Below are 18,917 nucleotides of genomic sequence, written 5' to 3'. Positions count from 1 at the left end.
TGACACCAATGGCGAACCGCGAACACAGCGACGCCTCGCTGCAACTGCGCCTGTTGGGTTCGCTGAGCGAAATCGACGCGGCGCAATGGGACGCCCTGCACGACGGCACCAATCCCTTCATCGCTCATGCTTTCCTGCACGGCATGGAAATTCACGGCTGCCTGCGCGAAGACTGGGGCTGGGCGCCGCATCACCTGACCGTGTGGGACGGCGACACGCTGATCGCGGCGATGCCGGCGTATCTCAAGCAGAACTCGCACGGCGAATTCGTGTTCGATCACGCCTGGGCCCATGCCTACGCGCAGCACGGCCTGGACTATTTCCCCAAATGGCTCGCGGCGGTGCCCTACTCGCCCGTCACCGGCCCGCGCCTGCTCGCGCGCGACGACGACCACCGGCGGGTACTGATCGCGGCGATGGCGCAGTTGTGCGCGCGGCAGAAGCTGTCGTCGGCGCATGTGAACTTCCACAGGCACGACGAGGATTCGTTGTTCGACGGCGACGATGCCGGTGGCGACTGGCTGCCGCGCATCGACGTGCAATACCACTGGCGCAACTTGCCCGATGCACAAGGCCAGCGCTGGAACGACTTCGAGCAATTCCTGGCCGCGTTCGATCACAAGCACCGCAAGAACATCCGCCAGGAGCGGGCCAAGGTCGCGCGCGCCGGAGTGACCTTCCGCGTCGTCGAGGGCCGCGACGCCAGCGCCGACGATCTGGCGACGATGCACCGCTTCTACCTGACCACTTTCGCCGAATACGGCAACCACGCCGCGCTGACCCTGGAGTTCCTCCAGCATCTCGCCCGCGAAATGCCGCGGTCGCTGGTGATCTTCCTGGCCCAGCGCGACGGCGAAGCGATCGCCGGCGCCCTGTGCTTGCGCGGCGGCGACACCTTGTATGGCCGCTACTGGGGCAGCGAGGTCAACCTGCCCGGGCTGCACTTCGAGACCTGCTACTACCAGGGCATCGACTACTGCCTGCGCGAAGGGCTCGCCCGATTCGAACCCGGCGCCCAGGGCGAACACAAACTCGCACGCGGCTTCCTGCCGAGCTTCGTGCATAGCCGCCACTGGATCGCCCACCCCGGCTTCCGCGACGCCCTGCGGCCGTGGTGCCGCGACGAGGCGGCTTCGGTCCGGCGCTATGCGCAGACGTTGAGTGCGCATTCGCCGTTCAAGTGAGGGCGGGAGTCGGGAATCGGGAATCGGGAATCGTTGAGATTCTGGCATCGTTGACCAGCCACAATCACGTTCCGAAGGTCAGATCGTCTTCCAGCATCTGCGCCACCCGCTTTTACGTTTCCCGATTCCCCATTCCCCATTCCCGACTCCCGAACAAAATGCGCCGCCTCCCCTTCCTGCTGGCCCCCGACCCCGCCGCGCCGTTCCCTCCGGGCGAACAGGCGCTGCGCGAGCCCGACGGGCTGCTCGCGGTGGGCGGCGACTTTCGCCCCGAACGCCTGCTCAACGCCTACCGCCACGGCATCTTCCCGTGGCCGTCGGACGGCTATCCGTTGCTGTGGTGGTGCCCCGACCCGCGCACCGTGTTCCGCACCGACGCGGTGCGGCTGGCGTCCAAGTTCCGCCGCGCGCTGCGACGCAGCGACTGGGTGGTGCGCGCCGATACCGCGTTCGAGCAGGTCATCGCCGCCTGCGCGCAGGCACCGCGGCCGGGCCAGGACGGCACCTGGATCAACGACGAACTGCGCGAGGCCTATGTCGCCATGCACCGGCTCGGGCATGCGCATTCGATCGAGGTCTACGACGGCCACGAATTGGTCGGCGGCCTGTACGGCATCGCGATCGGCCGGATGTTCTTCGGCGAAAGCATGTTCAGCGCCCGCCCGGGCGGTTCCAAGGTGGCGATCGCGGCCCTGGCCCGGCATCTGCATGCCTGGGGCTGGCCGCTGCTCGACGGCCAAGTCGAGAACCCGCACCTGCTGAGCCTGGGCGCGGTGTCGATGCCGCGGACGCAGTTCCTGGCCCAGGTCGAGCGGCTGACCGCGCTGCCGGGATTCGCATCGGGGCCGTGGACCGCGCATTTCGGCGACTACCCCGCCCGCGCGCTGGCCGACCCGGCCGGGGATGACGCGCCGCACGCAGGCGCCTGAGCACCGCGCAGCCTGCCATTGCGCCATGCCGCGCCGTCGCCGATCGACGGCCCGCGGGCGGAGTTAACGGTTTTTTTGCGCCGGGGCCGTTGCCGTGGCAGAATGTGCGGCTTCGCGGGCGCGCGACGCCCATCCTCGCGACATCGCGACTCCTCCTTGAGAACCACATGGCAAAAGACGACGTGATCGAATTCGAGGGCACGGTGGCGGAAACTCTTCCGAACACCATGTTCCGTGTGCGTCTCGAAAACGGGCACGAAATCATCGCCCACATCTCGGGTCGCATGCGCAAGAACTACATCCGCATCCTGACCGGCGACAAGGTCAAGGTGGAGATGACGCCCTACGACCTCACCAAGGGCCGCATCACCTACCGCATGAAGTAATCGCGGTAACTATCGAAAAAGGCGGCCATTGGCCGCCTTTTTCATGCCTGCGTCTCGGCCGGGGCCGGGCGCGCCGGCCGCCCTTACACCGGGCAGTTGTTACGGCGCTGACACGCGATCAACTTGGTCTCGCAGTCGGTCGCGGTGGTCAGGTTGCAGCGGTCGTAGGCCTGCCAGCAGGCCGTACAAGGATTGACCGGCGCGGCGCCCGCGCTGGCGACCAGCGAGCCGGCGAACACGAACCCGGCCAATGCGCTCAGCGACAGATGCTTCAACGTCATGGTGAACCTCCCTATTCCTTGAGTGGCGCGGCGAGCGTGCGAGCGCCCGCCGGTCCGCAACGATCGGTCGCGGACCGGCGAGCCTAGGCCCGATCCTGGCCGGGGCCCGTGACCGGGCGCCCAGTTCGGCCGCGCCCGTGATGCACGAGCGGGCATCGCCCGCATCGCGCCCCGCTCAACCGCCGGCGCTTACTCCAACGGGCAACCCGCCCCGATCAGGCAGGCGCTGAAGTCGCTTTCGCAGACCATGTCGTCTTGCGGGCCGCCGCTTTCGCTCATGCACACGTTGTAGGCGATGCGGCATTCGCGGCAGGGGTTGAGCGGCGGACGGGCGAAGGCGACGGCCGAGCCGGCGAAGACGAAGGCGACGACGGCGGTCAGGGTGAGCTTGCGCAAGTTCATGTGGTGCTCCTTTTCCATGGATCGGCGCGGGACCGCGGCCCCGGCCGGAGTGGCTGCGCCGCGAACGCGGTCGCAGTGGCGAATCCCGGTGCGTGCGAGCGGCCGGGACGGTTACTGCAGGGGGCAGTTCCTGCGGCGCAGGCAGTCGTCGCGCTTGTACTCGCAATCGAGCTGGCCCAGTTGCATGCAGCGGTTGTACAGGTCGTGGCAGACCTGGCAGGGATTGACCGCGGAACTCGCGGTGGTAAACGCGCCGCAACCGAACACGAAGGCGGCGAGCGCCGCTAACGCGGGTTTGGACAGTTTCATGATGATCGTCTCCGGATCGGTCAGGCCGTCGCTCAGGACGGCCGCCCGCGCCTTGCGGGCCGGTCGCACGCTAGCACCGTCGCGGCGGGCGAATCGAGCTGCACTGCGGCATGCCGATGCGCCGCATGCTCGCGACGACGTCCGGCGAACGATGAAAAAATCCGAGCGCGGGCATCGAAGCGACGACTCGATCACGAAGCACGCTCGCCCGCCGTCGCAGCCGCGCAGTCGCGACGACGACGCAATCCACGCAAACAGCGCGCGACTCAACCGTTTCGGCAAACTCCGCGCGCTCATCGATGCGAAAATCCGCCCACTCGCATCTGACCTGCAACAATGCACGATGCATGCAACGGGCCGATGGTTTACAGCCGATCGCATACAGTGACGAAGGTCATAGCGACTTCTTTCAGATTCCATATGCGTGCGATGCGTCTAGATTTCGCGGCAAGCTCAATCCGAGCCAGCCCCATCGAGGACGCCCCCAATGTCGCTGCTACGTACCGTCACCCTTACCTGTCTGCTGAGCCTGTCCGCCACCGCAGCGTCCGCGGCCACGCTCGATTCCTGCGTCGACCTGGGCGACAGCTCGCAGATCTCGCGCGCCGGCGCGCAGTTCGTCGTGGTCAAGCACGACAGCGAGTTCTATCGCGTCGGCTTCCGCCAGACCTGTTCGGACCTGACCACCACCAACAAGATGGAAATCTCCAGCGAGCAGCAGGCCAACCGCCTGTGCCCGAGCGGCAGCGTGGTCAAGACCGCGCGCGACACCTGCGACGTCGCCAAGGTCGACAAGATCGACGAGGCCGCCTACGACCGTTACCGTCGTCAGCGCTGAGCCCGCGCTATTGCGCTTGCCGCTTGAGTCCAGCGTGGCGAGCGTCCGAAGCGAAAAGGCGGCCGCAAGGCCGCCTTTTTCGTATCCGGTGCGAACGCGAGCGCCCTCGGCCCAGCCGAGATGGCGCGAAACGCGCGGGCCCGTGCCGGACCCGCGCGCGCTGCTTACTCCAGCCGATCTCACTCCAGCGGACAGCCCGCCGCAATCAGGCATTGACTGAAGGGCGTCTCGCAATCGCGGCTGCCGTCGGTGCCGCCGTTGTTCATGCAGCTTTGATATTGCGCACGGCATTGCTTGCAGGGGTTCAGCGGCGGCGGAACCGCCGCGACCACCGACGCGGAAAACGCGAACGCGGCCAACGCCGCGAACAGGGTCTTGCGGGACTTCATGCAACCTCCTTATCCATGCATCGCGGACAACACGCACCGGCGCGCTAGGTCGAGCGCGCCACTCACCACGGCGGATTCGGGCAGCCGTACCGGGTCAGGCACTGCGAGAGCTGGTAGTCGCAGTTCTGCACACCGGAGTTGACGCATTTGTTGTAGCGCACCCAGCAGGTATCGCAGGCATCGGCGGCCATCGCGGTGGTGACCACGGCGCAGCCGAACACGAACGCGGCCAAGGCCGCGAGAGAGCGTTTCTTCATCGAATCGGACTCCTGTTTCCAGTGAAAGCGGCCAGCCAGGCCGCCGCCCGCAATCCGCGGGCGACTGGACGCTAGCACCGGCATCGCTTCGCGCTGGCGAGCCCTGGCAGAACCGACAGGTCGCATGCGGCGGCAGACGCCGCAGTTGCGACGCGCGACGCGTTTCGCGCACTCGATCACGTTGCGATGTTGCGCGGTGCAGCACGGTACGCGTCGCGATTCGATCGCTATCCCAAGGCGGCCGACGCGCGATGCATCCAAGCCGACATTGCGCAGTGGCGAACGGCGCGGCGATCGTCACGTAGCGCGGCACGCGCCTTGCAGCCACCGCGCCACGCCAGACCCCGCGACCGCATCTCCACGAACGAAAAAGGCGGCCCGAAGGCCGCCTCTCTCTCATGCCGCCGCAAGCCGCGGCGTCGGATCACACCGTCGCCGGCAACAGCTTCTCCGGCTCGGCGTGCGCCTCGACCACCAGTTCGTCGTTGGCGACGTCGATGGTGACCCGGCCGCCGTCGATGAGCTTGCCGAACAGCAGTTCGTCGGCCAGCGGACGCTTGATCTTGTCCTGGATCACGCGCGCCATCGGACGTGCGCCCATCAGCGGATCGAAGCCGTGCTGGGCCAGCCAGTCGCGCGCGGTCGGCGTGGCGGTCAAGGTCACGTTCTTCTCGTGCAACTGGCTTTCCAGCTCGATCAGGAACTTGTCCACCACCCGCAGGATGTGCTCGAAGCCCAGCGCCTGGAACTGCACCACCGCGTCGAGGCGGTTGCGGAATTCCGGGGTGAAGGCCTTGCGGATCGACTCCATCGCATCGGTGGAGTGATCTTGCTTGGTGAAGCCGATCGAGCGCCGCGAGGCCTGCGCCGCGCCGGCATTGGTCGTCATCACCACGATCACGTTCTTGAAGTTGGCTTCGCGACCGTTGGTATCGGTCAAGGTGCCGCGGTCCATGACCTGCAACAGGATGTTGAAGATGTCCGGATGCGCCTTCTCGACCTCGTCCAGCAGCAGCACGCAGTGCGGGGTCTTGACGATCTTCTCGGTCAACAGGCCGCCCTGGTCGAAACCGACGTAGCCCGGAGGCGCGCCGATCAGGCGGCTGACCGAATGCGGCTCCATGTACTCGGACATGTCGAAGCGCACCAGCTCGATGCCCAGTTGCAGCGCGAGCTGCTTGGTCACCTCGGTCTTGCCCACGCCGGTCGGGCCGGAGAACAGGAAGTTGCCGATCGGCTTGTCCGGATTGCCCAGCCCCGAGCGCGCGAGCTTGATCGCCGAGGCGAGCGTCTCGATCGCCGGGTCCTGGCCGAAGATCACCATCTTGAGGTTGCGCTCGAGATTGCGCAGCACGTCCTTGTCGTTGGCCGAGACCTGCTTGGTCGGGATGCGCGCCATCTTGGCCACGATCATCTCGACTTCCTCGATGTCGATCACCGCCTTGCGCGCCGACTCGGGCAGCAGCCGTTGCCGGGCACCGGCCTCGTCGATCACGTCGATCGCCTTGTCCGGCAGCAGCCGGTCGCCGATGTGCTTGACCGACAGATCCACCGCGGCCTGCAACGCCTCGTCGGCGTAGGTCACGCCGTGGTGCGATTCGTACTTGGGCTTGAGGCCCTGCAGGATTTCGTAGGTTTCGCCCACCGTCGGCTCGACGATGTCGATCTTCTGGAAGCGCCGCGCCAGCGCGCGGTCCTTTTCGAAGATGCCGCGGTATTCCTGGAACGTGGTCGAACCGATGCAGCGCAGCTCGCCCGAGGACAGCGCCGGCTTGATCAGGTTGCTCGCGTCCATGGTGCCGCCGCTGGCCGAGCCGGCGCCGATGATGGTGTGGATCTCATCGACGAACAGGATCGACTCGGGCTGCTTCTTGAGCTGCGCGAGCACGGCCTTGAGGCGCTTTTCGAAATCGCCGCGGTACTTGGTGCCGGCGACCAGCGCGCCCAGGTCGAGGGCGTAGATGGTCGCGTTGCGCAGCACTTCGGGCACTTCGCCGTCGACGATGCGCTTGGCCAGGCCTTCGGCGATCGCGGTCTTGCCCACGCCGGCCTCGCCGACGTAGAGCGGGTTGTTCTTGCGCCGGCGGCACAGCACCTGGATGGTGCGCTCGACTTCGTCGCCGCGCCCGACCAGCGGGTCGATCTTGCCCTCGCGGGCGAGCTGGTTGAGGTTGCTGGCGAACTCGGCCAGGGCGTCGGACTTGCCTTCGCTGTCCGGGCCTTCCGGCGGCTTGGCCTCTTCCTCGTGGTGGCCCTGCCCGTCTTCGGCGCTGTGCTTGACGATGCCGTGCGACAGGTAATTGACCACGTCGAGCCGGGCCACGTCCTGCTGGTTGAGGAAGTAGACCGCGTGCGAGTCCTTCTCGCCGAAGATCGCCACCAGCACGTTGGCGCCGGTGACTTCCTTCTTGCCCGAGGACTGGACGTGGTAGACCGCGCGCTGCAGCACCCGCTGGAAACCGAGGGTGGGCTGGGTGTCGCGGTCGACATCGTCGGGCAGGACCTGGACCGAGGTCGCGATGGCCTGCTCGAGATCGCTGCGCAGGCGCAGGAAGTCGGCGCCGGTCGCCTTGAGCACGGCCTCGGCCGAGGGGTTGTCGAGTAATGCGAGCAGCAGGTGTTCGACCGTCATGTACTCATGGCGCGCTTCGCGGGCGCGCTTGTAGCACTGGCCGATGCTGTATTCGAGATCCTTGCTGAACATGGGGCGTAGCCTCCAGAACGTATGCACGCTACGTGGGGGCGCTCGCCGGCTTTTCCATGCCCCGCCCCAACGGGTGCGACAGCTCCCTTTTAGGCCCTTTCCATCGTGCACAGCAAGGGGTGCTGATGCAGTCTTGAAAATTCGTTCACCTGGGCGACCTTCGACTCGGCCACTTCGCGGGTGAAAATCCCGCATACGCCGCGGCCGCGGGTATGCACATGGAGCATGATCTGGGTCGCTTTTTCGACATTCATCGGGAAAAAGCGGGTCAGGACCTCGACAACGAAGTCCATCGGGGTGTAATCGTCGTTAAGCAGCAGTACGGAATACAGCGGCGGACGGGCGACTTCGGGCTTGCCGGTTTCCACCAGCACGCCGTGACTGTGTTCGTGTTCGGTCTGTTTTGCCATCGGACGATTATAGACCGCTGCCCCGATCCGGGCGTGGGGTGGAGGTGGCGCGGGCGCGCGGCGGCCGCGTGGCGACATGGACGCACCGCACGGCCGCATTGCAAAATGCCGCAGCGCCGCCATCTGTGTCGGAGCCGTCGGACTCAATTGCGCCGCCGCCGTCGAATTCAAGGACCTTCATGCGCCTGCCCCGTTGTCTGCTGCCCGTCGCCCTGCTCGCGCTGTCGCCGGTGGCCGCTTTCGCCGCCGCCGAACCGGCCGCCCAGGCGGCGCCCAAGCAAACGCAGGCCAAGCAGGCTCAAGCCAGCCAGGTGGAAGCCAGGAGCGATCGCGGCGACGCGGCCCGGGCCGAGCCCGACGCCAACGCGTCCAAGGCCGGCGATGCGCGCATCCGCCAGCAGCTCGACGCGCTGGGCTACAAGTACCAGGTCGACGAGGACGGCGATTTCGTCCTGACCTTCGGCCTGGACGGCAAGCGCAGCCAGATGGCCTACGTGCTCTCCAGCACCCAGAGCTACGGCAACCTGCAGGTGCGCGAGGTCTGGTCGCCGGGTTACCGCGGCGCCGACCAGGACTTTCCGGCCGATGTCGCCAACCGCCTGCTCGAGGACAGCCACCTGAGCAAGATGGGCGGCTGGGTCAAGCAGGACGGGGTCGCGGTGTTCGTGGTCAAGCTCGATGCCGGCGCGGCCCAGGACGACCTAGACGACGCCATCGACTACGTGGTCCGCGCCGCCGACCAGATGGAAGCCCTGCTCACGCCCGGCAAGGACGAATTCTGACGTGAGCTACCGCGAAGGCCGTTTCTGGCAACCCGACGTCACCGTCGCCACGATCGTGGTCGAGGGCGGCCGCCTGCTGATGGTCGAAGAGACGGTCGGCGGACAGTTGGTGATCAACCAGCCCGCCGGGCACCTGGAACCCGACGAAAGCCTGCTCGACGCCGCGCTGCGCGAGACCCTGGAGGAAACCGGCTGGGACGTGCGCCTGACCGCGTTCGTCGGCGCCTACCAGTGGAAAGCACCGTTGCAGCCCGACGGTTCCGGCGGCCGCCATTACCTGCGTTTCGCCTTCGCCGCCGAGCCGGTCCGGCACCACGCCGACCGAGCGCTGGACGAAGGCATCGTGCAGGCGCTGTGGATGACCCCGGCCGAACTGCAGGCGCGCGCGCCGCAGCACCGCGGCCCGCTGGTCTGGCAGGTCGTCGCCGACTACCTGGGCGGACGCCGCCACTCGCTGGACCTGGTGCAGCACATGGTCTCGCCCGAACCGCTGTGACCGTCATGGCAGGGTCGGCGGACACCATCGTGGGCATGTCGGGCGGGGTCGATTCCTCGGTCGCCGCGCTGTTGCTGCGCGATTCCGGCGAAGCCCTGTCGGGATTGTTCATGCAGAACTGGGCCGACGACGGAAGCGGCGACTGCCGCGCCGAGGACGACCGCCGCGATGCAGTCGCCGTATCCGGCCGGCTGGGGCTGCCGATCCACTTCCGCGATTTTTCCGGCGAGTACTGGGCCGGGGTGTTCGAACACTTCGTCGCCGAATACGCGGCCGGCCGCACGCCGAATCCGGACGTGCTGTGCAACCGCGAAATCAAGTTCAAGCATTTCCTCGACGCCGCGCAGCAACTGGGCGCGCGCTACATCGCGACCGGCCATTACGCGCGGGTCGACCAGGCGCCCGACGGTCGCTTCCGCCTGCTGCGCGCGCTCGACCGCGGCAAGGACCAGAGCTATTTCCTGCACCAGTTGGGCCAGGCGCAGCTGTCGGCGACCAAGTTCCCGCTCGGCGAACTGCTCAAGCGCGATGTGCGCGAGATGGCGCGCATGGCCGCGCTGCCGACCGCGGCGAAGAAGGATTCCACAGGCATCTGTTTCATCGGCGAGCGCGATTTCCGCGAGTTCCTGTCGCGCTATCTGCCGGCGAAGCAAGGCGAGATCCGCACCCCGGACGGGCGCGTGGTCGGTACGCATGCCGGGGTGTTCTACTTCACTCTGGGCCAGCGCGAGGGCCTCAACATCGGCGGCGTGCGCGGGTTCGAACCGGCGCCGTGGTACGTGGTCGGCAAGAACGTGGCCAGCAACGTGCTGTACGTCGACCAGGGCAGCGACAGCCCGTGGCTGCACTCGCAGCGGCTGCGTTCGGAAACCGCGCACTGGATCGCCGGCGCCCCGCCCGCGGCGCGTTTCGCCTGCACCGCACAGACCCGCTATCGCCAGGCCGACCAGGACTGCGAGGTCACGGTGCTCGACGACGGCAGCGTGGAGGTCGTGTTCGGCGAACCGCAGCGCGCGGTCACCCCGGGGCAGTCGCTGGTGCTGTACGACGGCGAGGTCTGCCTCGGCGGCGCGGTGATCGCCACGACCGACGCGCCGGCCTGCGACCGGCCGCTTTCATCCCCCTCTTTTCTTACCGCGAGCTCGTAATGGCCGATCTTTCCGAACGCGTTCTCGCCCTCGCCGGCCTCGCCCAGGCCCTGGCCCAGGTGCGGCGCATCGCCGATACCGGCCAGGCCAACGCGGCCGTGCTCGGCACCTGCCTGGACTCGGTGTTCCGAATCGACGCGTCCTCGACCGCCGCGGTCTACGGCGGCGGCGCCAACCTGCGCCCGGGCCTGACCTTGCTGCAGGACTATCTGGTCAATCGGGTCAGCGACGAACACCTGCCGCGCCTGGCGATGGCGGTGTTGCAGCTGGAGCGGCGCTTCGTGCGCGACCAGGCGATGACCGACAAGGTCCTGCGCAGCATTCACGACCAGGCCACCGCCGCGCATCGCCTCGGCAGCAGCCATCCGGACGTGATCGCCGCCCTGGGCGGTCTGTACGCCGACACCCTGAGCCACCTGCGTCCGCGCGTGCTGGTGCAAGGCAACCCGCATTACCTCGGCCAGCCCGGCGTGGTCGCCGAAGTGCGCGCCGTGCTGCTGGCCTCGGTGCGTTCGGCGGTGCTGTGGCGGCAGTTGGGCGGCAGCTATTGGGACATTCTGCTGCGGCGCAGGGCGATGGTGGATTCGATCGAGGAGCGGTTGGGCTGAGGATTGGCGGCGGCGATGCTGTCGTTCAAGTTGAGGCGGGCGCCGCGATCCGGGCGTCGCGGCGTGTGACCTGAAAAGCCCCATATAGCTGACGCCGCACGGCGCAATCCGCGGTCGCAGCTTGCGCAGCTCCTACAGGGGGCTATCGAGCCGCATCGCGACTTGGAGGAGCGACTGTAGGAGCGGCGCAAGCCGCGACTGCGACACCACGCTTATTGCGCCACGTGCCGCGGCTTCGGGGCCGCAACTGGCGAGCGAAATAACTCGCACGGGACGCAGCGCCTGCAATCGAGGTCCGCCCGCGTTGCGGCCTCAGTAATTCATCCGGTATTCGCAGCCCACCATGGTCTTGCCCGGATGGGTCGTGATCGTGCTGACGGTCTGCACGATCGTGGCTTCGATGCCGTCGCCGATCGGCTGCACCCGCACGGTGCGCGTGCGGATGTGCTGGGCCAGCGGTTCGGTGCTCGGGGTGAGCTTCAACTCGGCCGACAAGGCATCGACGTGATCGCCGTCCAGCACCGCCAACAAGCCCTGGCCCGCCATCATCACCTGCTTGGTCGCATGGCCGTACACGGTCACCGGCGTGGGCAGGTTCATCACCGCGACGAAGGAATTCTCGTCCTTGACCAGGCTCCATCCCGCCAACGCCGGTTGCGCCGGCTTTTCGTAGTAGATCGGCGTCAGCGCGCTGCCCAATCGTTCGTATTCGGCGCGATCGGCCTGGCAGGTCAGCACCTTGACCAGTTCGGCCTGCACTTGCGCCGCGTCGCGGTAGTTTTCGTCTTCGGCGGCGGCCGCCAGCGGCAGGGCGAAGAGCGTCGCCAGCACGGCGGCGGATACGACACGGAACGAGCATCGGTTCATTGCGAAATCCTTGTCGGGGTGGGTTGATGACGAACGGATGGGGCGAAATCCCCCACTCGCCCGTCTTGATCGACGCGGTCCATGCCGACCTGTCCGCAGACTGCGAAGTCGTGGCGGGACGACGCCATGGCTATTGGGCTGTGCCGAAGTAAAGCTGAGCCCGCTTGCGCGACCACGACGAGCGAGGCCGTCGCGGCCTGCATTCAAGCAACGCCAAAGCCGCCGGCACAAGCGCACCGGCAAACAAAAACCCCGGCCGTAGCCGGGGCTTTGTCCGTGCTTGCCGCAGCGCCGAATCAGGCCGCGGCGACGGTGTCGGCGACCGACTTGTAGTCTTCGATCTGATCGAAGTTCATGTAGCGGTAGATCTTGTCGCCGTCGGCCTTGAGCACGCCGACATCGGTCATGTACTCCTCGCGGGTCGGGATGCGGCCCAGACGCGAGCAGATCGCGGCGAGTTCGGCCGAACCCAGGTACACGTTGGTGTTGCGGCCCAGGCGGTTCGGGAAGTTGCGCGTCGAGGTCGAGAACACCGTCGCGCCCTCGCGCGCCTGCGCCTGGTTGCCCATGCACAGCGAGCAGCCCGGCATTTCCATGCGCGCGCCAGCGGTGCCGAAGGTGCCGTAGTGGCCTTCCTTGGTGAGCTCGGACGCATCCATCTTGGTCGGCGGCGCGACCCACAGGCGGGTCGGGATGTCGCGCTTGCCTTCGAGCAGCTTCGCGGCAGCCCGGAAATGACCAATATTCGTCATGCACGAGCCGATGAAGACTTCGTCGATGACCGCGCCGGACACCGCCGACAGGGTCTTCACGTCGTCGGGATCGTTCGGGCAAGCCACGATCGGCTCGACGATCTGGTTGAGATCGATATCGATGACCGCGGCGTATTCGGCGTCGGCATCGCCTTCCAGCAACTGCGGGTTGGCCAGCCAGCCTTCCATCGCCTTGATCCGGCGCTGCAGCGAACGCGGGTCGGCGTAGCCTTCGGCGATCATCCACTTGAGCAGGGTGATGTTGCTGGTCAGGTACTCGATGATCGGTTCCTTATCGAGCTTGACCGTGCAACCGGCGGCGGAACGTTCGGCCGAGGCGTCGGACAGTTCGAAGGCTTGCTCGACCTTGAGCTGCGGCAGCCCTTCGATTTCGAGAATGCGGCCGGAGAAGATGTTCTTCTTGCCCTGCTTGGCGACGGTCAGCAGGCCGCTCTTGATCGCGGCGAGCGGAATCGCGTTGACCAGGTCGCGCAGGGTCACGCCGGGCTGCATTTCGCCCTTGAAGCGCACCAGCACCGACTCGGGCATGTCCAGTGGCATGACGCCGGTAGCCGCGGCGAACGCGACCAGGCCGGAGCCGGCCGGGAACGAGATGCCGACCGGGAAACGCGTATGCGAGTCGCCGCCGGTGCCGACGGTGTCGGGCATCAGCATGCGGTTGAGCCACGAGTGGATCACGCCGTCGCCCGGACGCAGCGCGATGCCGCCGCGGTTGCTGATGAAGGCCGGCAGATCGTGGTGGGTCTTGACGTCGACCGGCTTCGGATAGGCGGCGGTGTGGCAGAACGACTGCATGACGAGGTCTGCGCTGAAGCCCAGGCAGGCCAGATCCTTCAACTCATCGCGGGTCATCGGACCGGTGGTGTCCTGCGAACCCACCGAGGTCATCTTCGGCTCGCAGTAGGTGCCCGGACGGATGCCCGGCTGCTTGCCATCGACTTCCGGCACGCCGCAGGCGCGGCCGACCATCTTCTGCGCCAGCGAATAACCCTTGCCGGTGTCGGCCGGGTTGGTCGGCAGGCGGAACAGGGTCGAAGTCGGCAGGCCGAGCGCTTCGCGCGCCTTCGCGGTCAGACCGCGACCGACGATCAGCGGAATGCGGCCGCCGGCGCGGACTTCGTCGAGCAGCACGTCGGACTTCAGCGCGAACTGCGCGATGACTTCGCCGTTCTTGAGCGCCTTGCCCTCGTACGGACGCAGTTCGACCACGTCGCCCATGTTCATCTGCGACACGTCGAGTTCGATCGGCAAGGCGCCGGCGTCTTCCATGGTGTTGTAGAAGATCGGCGCGATCTTCGAACCCAGGCACACGCCGCCGAAGCGCTTGTTCGGGATGAAGGGGATGTCTTCGCCGGTGAACCACAGCACCGAGTTGGTCGCCGACTTGCGGCTGGAACCGGTGCCGACCACGTCGCCGACATAGGCCACGAGGTGACCCTTGTCCTTGAGCGATTCGATGAAGGCGATCGGGCCGCGCTTGCCGTCCTCTTCCGGCTCGATGCCGTCGCGCTTGTTCTTGAGCATCGCCAGCGCGTGCAGCGGGATGTCCGGACGCGTGGTCGCGTCGGGCGCGGGCGAGAGATCGTCGGTGTTGGTTTCGCCGGTCACCTTGAACACGGTGACGGTCATGCTCTGCGGCACTTCCGGACGGCTGGTGAACCATTCCGCGTCGGCCCAGCTCTGCAGCACGCTGCGGGCGTGGGCATTGCCCTTCTCGGCCTTTTCCTGCACGTCGTGGAAGGCGTCGAACACGAGCAGGGTTTTCTTCAGCGCTTCAGCGGCGATCGGCGCGACCTGCGCATCGTCGAGCAGCTCGACCAGCGGCAGGATGTTGTAACCGCCGAGCATGGTGCCGAGCAGTTCGGTCGCGCGTTCGCGGCTGATCAGCGCGTTCTTCTCGCTGCCCAGCGCGAGCGCGGCCAGGTACGAGGCCTTGACCTTGGCCGCGTCGTCGACGCCGGCCGGAACGCGGTAGGTGATCAGGTCGAGCAGGAACTGTTCCTCGCCGGCCGGCGGCGCCTTCAGCAGCTCGATGACATCGGCGGTCTGCTGGGCGGTCAGGGGCAGCGGCGGAATGCCCAGCGCGGCGCGCTCGGCGATGTGGTGGCGATAGGCTTCCAACATGAACAAATCTCCGCGTGAATCTGGGTGGAAAAATTTGAGTAGACGGGCTGGGTAAACGGGTAAAGCGAAACGGGTTGGGTAACGCGCTTGGGTCAGAACACAAGCGATTGGATCAACCGGGTGTTACGTGGCTCAGGCTTGCGGCACGATCAGCTTCAGGCCCTTGAAGTAGTCGCGGTAAAACGTGTCGTTCCAGGTGATCAGGCCGTCGCACTGGAGCAAGGCGTGGGCACCGGTCAGGAAATCGCCGAGGCCGCGCGGTCCGCCGCCGCGCTGGCGGTGACGGCGATGCATCTCGCCCGCGCGCAACGCCGACTTGGCTTCCAGCGCGCTGAAATGGATGCCCATTTCTTCCAGCGCTTCCTGCACTTCGGCGCCGCCGCGCAGCGCCGCGCAGATCTGCGCCAGGCTGATGTCGCACACCACCACGCGGCCGCCGACCAGGCTTTGGCGCAGGCAGGACTCGACCGCGTCGGCCTGCGGGCCGTCGCTCAGCAGTTCGATCAGTACCGGCGAGTCGACCGCGATCACCGGCTCATTCCTCGTCGCGCGTCGCGCGCTCGGCGTCCGCGGCCGAGTCGAAGCCGTCCAGGGCGAACTTGCCGCGCGCCTTGGAGATCGCGTCGTCGACGCTCTTGCGCAGGATGATGCGGCTGCCGTCCAGCTCGACCTTCAGCAGCGTGCCCTTGGTCAGGCCGAGGGCATCGCGCACCGATTTGGGAAGGGTGATCTGGCCTCGTTCGGCGACGGTCGCTTCCATGGGCAGGCTCCAGCAGGTATGTACGCATTATACATACCTGAGCTGGCATACCGGCGGCGGCCCCAGCGGTTCCGCGGGCTTGCGAACGCCGGCCGCGGCGGTCAAAAAACCAATTGCAGACGGGTATTTAGCGTGTATCCCTCATCGGCTACGAGATACTTGCCGCTACGGTTGTCGGTCTGCCAGCGCACCAGGTCCAGCATCAGCCGACTGTAGTCGTTCAGGTACCAGTTGGCGCCGACGGTCCAGGCATGGCCGGCGCCGCCGCCGGGCAGATCGCGGAAATCCGCGTTTTCGTAACGGGCCTTGAGCTCCCAGGCGCCATGTCCGCCGGCCGTGACCGGGCGTTCGACCTTGACCCGGCCCCAAGTGCCGGTGTCGGCCACGTAGGCCGGCGCGGCGCCGCTCACAAACCAGCCGGCGGAGACGGCATAGGCATCGTAGTCGGCGGCGTAGTTGCCGCGGCGGTCCAGCCCTTCGATCCGGCGCCAGCCCCATTCGCCCGAACTCCAGAACGGGCCGGCCACCGTCGCCAGTTCCACGCCGTGGCCGCGTCCACGCTCGGCGCCCGTCACGCTGCCCGGCGCGATCTTGACCTCGTCGTTGAAGTGGCCGCCGATCGCCGCGGCGCGCACCACGCCGGCCGATCCGGCCGCGATGTCCTCGTGAAACGCCCAGGCCCCCAGATGCACGACCGCGCGCTCGCGCTTGAGCGGATTCCAGTGCGCGCGCGCCGCCCAGGTCAGGCTGTCGTTGCCGTCGCCGGCGTTATCCAGATCGTTGCCCGCCACCGACACGCTGGCGTGCCAGCCGCGGCCGAAAACGCGTTCGGTCAGCCCGACGCCGAACAGCCCGCGCTGCGGCAGCACCAGCGTCCCGACCACGTTGCGCTCCTGGAACGGCGTGTTGGAGGTGCTGCTGGAACCGTCGATGCCGCGATCGTTGAGCCGGTTGCCGACGCTCAATTCCGACTTGCGGCCGAACAGCGTGTGGGCGAAGGTCGCGTAGGCGGACTTCCAGCTCACGCCGTTGTCGGCGAAGTCGCCTTCCAGGACCCAGCCGATGCCGCCGTACGCGCCCTCGGCGCCCAGGCGCAGCGAACGCACTTCGGTGCCGCTGAGGTTGCGGCCGGCGAAATCGGAGCCGCCGGTGCTGGAGGCATCCAGGAACACGCGGCCGCGCGGCCGGAACACGACGCGGCCGTCGGCGCTGGTGAATTGCGGCGCGCCCTTGCTCCAGCTCACGCTCGGCTGCTTGCCCTGGGCCTGTTCGAGCTTGTCCAGGCGCGCGGCCAGGCCGACGGCTTCGGGCGCCGACGCGGGCGCCGGCGCCGGCGTCGCGGCGGCCACGCCTTCGACCGCGGCCAGGCGCCGCTCCAGCCGTTCGATCCGGGCCGCCTGCGCCTGTACCAGTTGCAGCAGTTCGGCGGCGTCGGGCGTCGGCCCGCGGGTCTGGGCGGCGACTTCGCCGCTGCCGCTCGCGGCGGCGACGAGCATCGCCAATGCGATCGGATGCAAGCCAAAACGATTCGTCACGAGCTTTCTCCAGGCAACAAGGCGCCGCTGGCGCTGCGCGCCAGGATTCGTGTCGCAAGACAGATCCGCGGCTAAGGGAGGTGGATGTCCGCCGCGGCGCGCTGCCGCGGCGGGGCCGGCGCGCGGGCCGGGCTCAGGCGCTTTCGCGCGCCGCGTTCGGACGCCACGCGATCAGGCGGTTCTCGGCGATATCCAGGAAGGCGTCGATGATCAGCACGAACACGGCCAGGATCGCGATGCCGGCGAAGACGCCGACGGCGTTGAAGTTGCCCTCGGCCTGGGCGATCAGATAGCCCAGCCCCGCCGACGCGCCGAGGTACTCGCCGATGATCGCGCCGACCACGGCAAAGCCGACCGAGGTGCGCAGCGAGGACAGGATCCAGCTCGCCGCGGCCGGGAAATACACGTGGCGCAGCAGATCGCTGCGGCCGGCGCCGAGAATGCGCGCGTTGGCCAGCACCGTCGGATTGACCTCGCGCACGCCCTGCATCGCATTGAAGAAGGTGGTGAAGAACACCAGCGTCACCGCCAGCGCCACCTTCGACCACAGCCCCAGGCCCAGCCACAGCACGAAGATCGGCGCCAGCACCACGCGCGGAATCGCGTTGAAGCCCTTGATGAAGGGATCGAGAATCCGCGCCGAACGCCGGCTCAGGCCCAGCCAGACGCCGCCGGCGACGCCCAGGGTCGTGCCGATCACATAGCCCAGCCCGGTCTCGGCCAGGGTGATCCCGACGTGCTGGTAGAACCCCGGGTCGGACAGCCACTCCCAGGCCTGCTGCGCGATCGCCATCGGCGCCGGGAAGAAGAACGGGTCGATCATCTGCGCCGATACGCCGGCCTGCCAGCCGCCGAACAGCACCACGACCAGCAGCAGTTGCACGATGCGGTCAGTCACGTTGTTGCGCATAGGTCTTCTCCACTTCGCCGCGCAGGCAGGCCCAGATGTCGCGGTACAGGTCGATGAAACACGGGTCGAGCTTGATTTCCGCGACGTCGCGCGGGCGGTCGAGCGGAACGTGGAAACTCTCGACCACGCGGCTGGACGGGCCGGCCGACAGCACCACCACCCGATCGCCCAGGGCGATCGCCTCTTCCAGATCGTGGGTGATCAAGATCACCGAGCGGCGCTGTTCCTGCCACAAGCGCAGCAATTCGTTCTGCATCAGGTGCCGGGTGTGGATGTCCAGGGCCGAGAACGGCTCGTCCATCAGGATCACCTTGGGCTCCACGATCAGGGCTTGCGCCATCTGCACGCGTTTGCGCTGGCCGCCGGAGAGTTGGTGCGGATAGCGCGCCTCGAACCCGGTGAGCCCCACCTTCGCCAGCCAGGCACGCGCCCTCGCCTCGCGCTCGGCCGCCGCCACGCCGCGAAAGCGCAGGCCAAGTTCGACGTTCTGCAAGGCGGTCTTCCACGGCAACAACGCGTCCTGCTGGAACAGGTAGCCCACGCTTTCCTGCACGCCCTTGACCGGCTTGCCGTCGATGGCGATACGGCCCTTGGCCGGCGTCAGCAGCCCGGCCACGGCATTGAGGATGGTGCTCTTGCCGCAGCCGGTCGGGCCGACGATCGCGAGGAATTCGCCGTCGCCGACGCCGATATCGACGTCGCGCACCGCGGTGAAGTCGCCGAACGACATGGTGATGCCTTCGATCGCGACCAGGGCGGCGGCGTTCGCGCCGGCCGGGTCTTGGTGCAGTTGTCGCACCGTGGCGGTGGTGGCCATGACGTGCG

The 18,917-nt window shown here is 67.3% G+C and carries 23 protein-coding genes; 9 read left to right on the top strand and 14 right to left on the bottom strand.

Annotated features, from left to right (window positions below; translation table 11 throughout):
- The first annotated feature begins 8 nt into the window (after positions 1-8).
- The 3 genes from KME82_RS12130 to infA all read left to right on the top strand — a co-directional run bounded on the left by KME82_RS12130 (position 9) and on the right by infA (position 2,499).
- Entirely contained in the window at positions 9-1,184 is a 1,176-nt protein-coding gene (locus tag KME82_RS12130; RefSeq protein WP_215498727.1) for a GNAT family N-acetyltransferase, read from the top strand.
- A 158-nt stretch (positions 1,185-1,342) separates the two neighbouring features.
- Positions 1,343-2,113, top strand: a complete 771-nt coding sequence (gene aat / locus KME82_RS12125; protein WP_215498726.1) for a leucyl/phenylalanyl-tRNA--protein transferase — start codon at positions 1,343-1,345, stop codon at positions 2,111-2,113.
- Positions 2,114-2,280: 167 nt separating this feature from the next.
- Complete coding sequence (infA, locus tag KME82_RS12120; RefSeq protein ID WP_031372296.1) at positions 2,281-2,499, top strand: translation initiation factor IF-1; 219 nt, start codon at positions 2,281-2,283, stop codon at positions 2,497-2,499.
- Positions 2,500-2,582: 83 nt separating this feature from the next.
- Here infA and KME82_RS12115 read toward each other — a convergent pair whose 3' ends face one another.
- The 3 genes from KME82_RS12115 to KME82_RS12105 all read right to left on the bottom strand — a co-directional run bounded on the left by KME82_RS12115 (position 2,583) and on the right by KME82_RS12105 (position 3,491).
- Positions 2,583-2,780, bottom strand: coding sequence for a hypothetical protein (locus KME82_RS12115; protein ID WP_215498725.1), 198 nt, complete (start codon positions 2,778-2,780; stop codon positions 2,583-2,585).
- 189 nt (positions 2,781-2,969) lie between these two features.
- Entirely contained in the window at positions 2,970-3,182 is a 213-nt protein-coding gene (locus KME82_RS12110; RefSeq protein WP_215498724.1) for a hypothetical protein, read from the bottom strand.
- A 111-nt stretch (positions 3,183-3,293) separates the two neighbouring features.
- A complete protein-coding gene (locus tag KME82_RS12105) occupies positions 3,294-3,491 on the bottom strand; it encodes a hypothetical protein (RefSeq protein WP_215498723.1) in 198 nt (65 codons plus the stop codon).
- Here KME82_RS12105 and KME82_RS12100 point away from each other — a divergent pair.
- Both KME82_RS12100 and KME82_RS12095 read left to right on the top strand, forming a co-directional pair.
- Positions 3,490-3,879 (top strand): hypothetical protein, encoded by a 390-nt coding sequence (locus KME82_RS12100; protein WP_215498722.1) that lies wholly within the window; start codon positions 3,490-3,492, stop codon positions 3,877-3,879. The genes KME82_RS12105 and KME82_RS12100 overlap by 2 nt on opposite strands.
- Positions 3,880-3,978: 99 nt before the next feature.
- The gene (locus tag KME82_RS12095; RefSeq protein WP_215498721.1) at positions 3,979-4,329 is read left to right on the top strand and encodes a hypothetical protein; all 351 of its coding nucleotides are present in this window, start codon (positions 3,979-3,981) and stop codon (positions 4,327-4,329) included.
- A 179-nt stretch (positions 4,330-4,508) separates the two neighbouring features.
- Here the strand turns inward: KME82_RS12095 and KME82_RS12090 are convergent, their stop codons facing one another.
- The 4 genes from KME82_RS12090 to clpS form a co-directional block, all read right to left on the bottom strand.
- A complete protein-coding gene (locus KME82_RS12090; RefSeq protein ID WP_215498720.1) occupies positions 4,509-4,718 on the bottom strand; it encodes a hypothetical protein in 210 nt (69 codons plus the stop codon).
- 62 nt (positions 4,719-4,780) lie between these two features.
- Positions 4,781-4,975: a hypothetical protein gene (locus tag KME82_RS12085; protein WP_215498719.1), complete on the bottom strand. Its 195-nt coding sequence runs from the start codon at positions 4,973-4,975 to the stop codon at positions 4,781-4,783.
- A gap of 424 nt (positions 4,976-5,399) precedes the next feature.
- Positions 5,400-7,679 carry an ATP-dependent Clp protease ATP-binding subunit ClpA gene (gene clpA / locus KME82_RS12080; protein ID WP_056114769.1) on the bottom strand — a complete coding sequence of 760 codons (2,280 nt, stop codon included), beginning with the start codon at positions 7,677-7,679 and terminating at the stop codon, positions 5,400-5,402.
- Positions 7,680-7,768: 89 nt separating this feature from the next.
- Positions 7,769-8,089 carry an ATP-dependent Clp protease adapter ClpS gene (gene clpS, locus KME82_RS12075; protein WP_215499055.1) on the bottom strand — a complete coding sequence of 107 codons (321 nt, stop codon included), beginning with the start codon at positions 8,087-8,089 and terminating at the stop codon, positions 7,769-7,771.
- A 179-nt stretch (positions 8,090-8,268) separates the two neighbouring features.
- On the opposite strand from clpS, the gene KME82_RS12070 reads away from it, so the two are divergent.
- From KME82_RS12070 to hflD, 4 genes are read left to right on the top strand one after another with little or no spacing between them, the layout of a single operon-like run.
- Positions 8,269-8,871 (top strand): YbjN domain-containing protein, encoded by a 603-nt coding sequence (locus tag KME82_RS12070; protein ID WP_215498718.1) that lies wholly within the window; start codon positions 8,269-8,271, stop codon positions 8,869-8,871.
- Between the two features lies 1 nt (position 8,872).
- Positions 8,873-9,367 (top strand): NUDIX hydrolase, encoded by a 495-nt coding sequence (locus tag KME82_RS12065; RefSeq protein WP_215498717.1) that lies wholly within the window; start codon positions 8,873-8,875, stop codon positions 9,365-9,367.
- A 5-nt stretch (positions 9,368-9,372) separates the two neighbouring features.
- Positions 9,373-10,515, top strand: coding sequence for a tRNA 2-thiouridine(34) synthase MnmA (gene mnmA, locus KME82_RS12060; protein ID WP_215498716.1), 1,143 nt, complete (start codon positions 9,373-9,375; stop codon positions 10,513-10,515).
- Entirely contained in the window at positions 10,515-11,123 is a 609-nt protein-coding gene (gene hflD, locus KME82_RS12055; protein ID WP_215498715.1) for a high frequency lysogenization protein HflD, read from the top strand. Before mnmA ends, hflD begins: the two co-directional genes overlap by 1 nt.
- Before the next feature lie 312 nt (positions 11,124-11,435).
- On the opposite strand, the gene KME82_RS12050 is transcribed toward hflD, so the two are convergent.
- The 7 genes from KME82_RS12050 to KME82_RS12020 form a co-directional block, all read right to left on the bottom strand.
- Positions 11,436-11,990: a hypothetical protein gene (locus KME82_RS12050; RefSeq protein ID WP_215498714.1), complete on the bottom strand. Its 555-nt coding sequence runs from the start codon at positions 11,988-11,990 to the stop codon at positions 11,436-11,438.
- Positions 11,991-12,286: 296 nt separating this feature from the next.
- On the bottom strand, positions 12,287-14,887 hold the full coding sequence (gene acnB, locus KME82_RS12045) for a bifunctional aconitate hydratase 2/2-methylisocitrate dehydratase (protein WP_215498713.1): 2,601 nt from the start codon (positions 14,885-14,887) through the stop codon (positions 12,287-12,289).
- 132 nt (positions 14,888-15,019) lie between these two features.
- A complete protein-coding gene (locus KME82_RS12040; protein ID WP_215498712.1) occupies positions 15,020-15,418 on the bottom strand; it encodes a type II toxin-antitoxin system VapC family toxin in 399 nt (132 codons plus the stop codon).
- Between the two features lie 4 nt (positions 15,419-15,422).
- The gene (locus KME82_RS12035; RefSeq protein ID WP_036102928.1) at positions 15,423-15,647 is read right to left on the bottom strand and encodes an AbrB/MazE/SpoVT family DNA-binding domain-containing protein; all 225 of its coding nucleotides are present in this window, start codon (positions 15,645-15,647) and stop codon (positions 15,423-15,425) included.
- A 101-nt stretch (positions 15,648-15,748) separates the two neighbouring features.
- On the bottom strand, positions 15,749-17,143 hold the full coding sequence (locus KME82_RS12030) for an OprO/OprP family phosphate-selective porin (RefSeq protein ID WP_215499054.1): 1,395 nt from the start codon (positions 17,141-17,143) through the stop codon (positions 15,749-15,751).
- Between the two features lie 172 nt (positions 17,144-17,315).
- Positions 17,316-18,092, bottom strand: a complete 777-nt coding sequence (locus KME82_RS12025) for an ABC transporter permease (RefSeq protein WP_215498711.1) — start codon at positions 18,090-18,092, stop codon at positions 17,316-17,318.
- On the bottom strand, positions 18,073-18,909 hold the full coding sequence (locus KME82_RS12020) for an ABC transporter ATP-binding protein (RefSeq protein WP_215498710.1): 837 nt from the start codon (positions 18,907-18,909) through the stop codon (positions 18,073-18,075). The genes KME82_RS12025 and KME82_RS12020 overlap by 20 nt, the downstream gene beginning before the upstream one ends.
- Between the last annotated feature and the right edge of the window lie 8 nt (positions 18,910-18,917).

Origin of the sequence: Lysobacter capsici (genome assembly GCF_018732085.1) — a bacterium.
Taxonomy (GTDB): domain Bacteria; phylum Pseudomonadota; class Gammaproteobacteria; order Xanthomonadales; family Xanthomonadaceae; genus Lysobacter; species Lysobacter capsici_A.
The sequence above is the reverse complement of the archived record's forward strand: the minus strand, read 5'-3'. Positions and strand labels throughout refer to the sequence as shown.